Source organism: uncultured Planktosalinus sp. (genome assembly GCF_963973675.1).
Classification (GTDB): Bacteria; Bacteroidota; Bacteroidia; order Flavobacteriales; family Flavobacteriaceae; genus Planktosalinus.
This window is the reverse complement of sequence record NZ_CAXBAN010000367.1, coordinates 1-2,658: the sequence shown is the minus strand read 5'-3', so window position 1 is coordinate 2,658 and position 2,658 is coordinate 1. Positions and strand designations below refer to the sequence as shown.

3 protein-coding genes and 3 tRNA genes are annotated in these 2,658 nt (G+C 31.5%); all 6 read left to right on the top strand.

What is annotated here, in order from left to right:
• Positions 1 to 634: AI-2E family transporter (locus tag AACY61_RS12095; protein WP_339611830.1), on the top strand; the 634-nt coding region annotated here is incomplete at its 5' end.
• Between the two features lie 8 nt (positions 635 to 642).
• A complete protein-coding gene (locus AACY61_RS12090) occupies positions 643 to 1,809 on the top strand; it encodes a class I SAM-dependent methyltransferase (RefSeq protein WP_339611829.1) in 1,167 nt (388 codons plus the stop codon).
• A gap of 90 nt (positions 1,810 to 1,899) precedes the next feature.
• Positions 1,900 to 1,984 (top strand) — tRNA-Ser (locus AACY61_RS12085).
• 12 nt (positions 1,985 to 1,996) lie between these two features.
• A tRNA-Pro gene (locus AACY61_RS12080) sits at positions 1,997 to 2,071 on the top strand.
• A 61-nt stretch (positions 2,072 to 2,132) separates the two neighbouring features.
• A tRNA-Arg gene (locus tag AACY61_RS12075) sits at positions 2,133 to 2,206 on the top strand.
• 38 nt (positions 2,207 to 2,244) lie between these two features.
• Positions 2,245 to 2,499, top strand: coding sequence for a GIY-YIG nuclease family protein (locus AACY61_RS12070; RefSeq protein ID WP_339611828.1), 255 nt, complete (start codon positions 2,245 to 2,247; stop codon positions 2,497 to 2,499).
• The last annotated feature ends 159 nt before the right edge of the window (positions 2,500 to 2,658 follow it).

The window sequence follows — 2,658 nt, the reverse complement described above, 5'->3', positions numbered from 1 at the left end:
TGCTTTAGGTAGCTTTAGCATAGGGCTTTTTTCTGTTGTTTTTATTTCCTTTTTTCTACTAAAAGATAGCCGGTTACTCGAAAATGGAATATTGACTTTGATCCCTGACGAATTTGAATCCAGATTTTCAAACTCTCTTAATAAAATAAAAAGTCTTTTATCACGCTATTTTATTGGTTTGGTATTTCAAATATTGATTTTATTTATCTTTTATTCCTTTATTTTATTACTTTTTGGTATTGAAAATGCTATCGTTATTGCTTTTTTATGTGCACTACTAAATATCATTCCCTATGTAGGGCCTATCATTGGTGGAATATTGATGCTTTTCTTAACTATGTCAAGCAATTTGGGTCAAGATTTTAGTTCAGAAATTTTACCAACAACAATTTATGTCATGATTGGTTTTATTATTGGTCAATTAATTGATAATTTTCTAAGTCAACCTTTAATTTTTTCAAATAGTGTAAAGTCGCATCCGTTAGAAATATTTTTGGTTATTTTAATAGGAGGCTTACTTTTTGGTGTTTTAGGTATGATTGCTGCGGTTCCAGTTTACACAGTAATAAAAGTAATTTCAAAAGAATTTTTATTTGAATATAAAATTGTCAAGGGACTCACAAAGAATATTTAAATCTCACATTGAATAAAGAATTATTAAATAAACCATTTCAAGATTTTATTAGTGAAAACATAAAGACTAATTTAGTTCAATTATCACTTAAAAAAAGTCCTTTTAAAAATATCCAAAACAAAGAGTTAATTCAACAAATTGAAGGAAAAAAAACAGCAAAAAAGAAACTTCCAAGTTGGTATCAAACGAGTCAAATTTATTACCCTCCAAAAATAAATCTAGAGCAAACTTCATCTGAAATTACAGCTCAGTATAAAGCTACTTTGATCAGCGGAAATTCAATTGCTGATATTACAGGCGGTTTTGGTGTTGATTCTTATTTTTTTTCAAAATACTTTAAAGAAGTTTATCATTTTGAAATGGATGAAAACCTTTCCAAAATAGCAAAACATAACTTTTCACAATTAGATGCATCAGTAAATTGTTTTGCTGGCAACGGGCTTGAAAAAATCAGAAACAAACATTTTGATGTATTGTTTGTTGACCCATCCCGACGAAATGATTTAAAGGGCAAGGTTTTTTATTTAAAAGACTGTTTGCCAAATGTTGTAGAGCACCTTGAATATTTAATGAGTAAATGCAATTACTTGTTAATTAAAAGCTCTCCTATGCTTGATCTTTCTATAGGAATTAAAGAACTAAAACATGTGTTTGAAATTCATGTAGTGGCAGTTGAAAACGAGGTAAAGGAACTTTTATGGTTATTATGCAAAAACAGAACAGATGAAATTAAGGTTAAAACAATCAATATAAAAAAAGGAAACGTTGAAAAATTTGAAAGTGTACTAAATCAATATGAAGAAAAATATGTAGAATTTCCTGAAAAATATTTATACGAGCCTAATGCCTCAATAATGAAAAGCGGATTATTTGGTGCACTTTGCAATGAATTTAATCTAAAAAAACTATCTAAAAATTCACACTTGTTTACTTCAAATGAGCTAATTGATTTTCCTGGCCGAAAATTTTTATTACAACACACTGTTCAGTATAGTAAACCAATAATCAAAAAAACATACCGAAATACAAAAGCAAATGTGAGTGTTCGCAATTTTCCTGAGTCGGTGAGCATCATAAAAAAGAAATGGAATATTAGAGATGGTGGGGATAAATATTTGTTTTTCACCACCCTTCAAAACAAATCAAAAGTTATTTTGGATTGCGAAAAAATTTAAACCTAAAAATTCAGTATTTTTGTTGCTTCATAAAACATGAAGACTTACATTTGCAACCGCATTTTTAGATGCTAAAGATCTTATAAAATTGGAGAGTTGCCAGAGTGGTTAATGGAGCAGTTTGCTAAACTGTCGACGGGTAACTGTCGCGTGGGTTCGAATCCCACACTCTCCGCAAAAAACACCTCGGGGTGTAGCGTAGCCCGGTTATCGCGCCTGCTTTGGGAGCAGGAGGTCGCAGGTTCGAATCCTGCCACCCCGACAAATTGATCTTTTGGTTAAACCAATTTTTGAATATTTCATTTTGATTTTAAAGAATGAATGGTCGCGTAGCTCAGCTGGATAGAGCATCTGCCTTCTAAGCAGACGGTCAGAGGTTCGAATCCTCTCGCGATCACAAAAAGCCCCACATATTTTTGTGGGGCTTTATATTTTATGGCGTTTTACTTCTATATATTATATTCAAAAAACCTTAATCGATTCTATATCGGTCATACGGGTGACACCTTAGATAATCGTTTAAAAAAGCACCTCTCAAATCACAAAGGTTTTACCTCTAATGCTAAAGACTGGGAAATAGTTTATTCTGAATTTTATGAAACAAAGAATGAAGCTTACCAAAGAGAGTTAAAAGTAAAAAAAATGAAATCAAAAAAATTTATCAAAAACCTCATAAACTCTTCTAAATAGAGCATCCCGACTTTAAGTCGGGACGGTCAGAGGTTCGAATCCTCTCGCGATCACAAAAAGCCCCGCTTTTGTTGGGGCTTTTGTATTTCTAAAACTTTCACTAGTAAATGTAATATTGTTATTTCCTTAGGACAGCACAATTGATAATTGGCTTTATTT

Bases quoted from the DNA above. Each gene is read 5' to 3' on its own strand.
- AACY61_RS12070 (WP_339611828.1), top strand. From the start codon at position 2,245: ATGGCGTTTTACTTCTATATATTATATTCAAAAAACCTTAATCGATTC.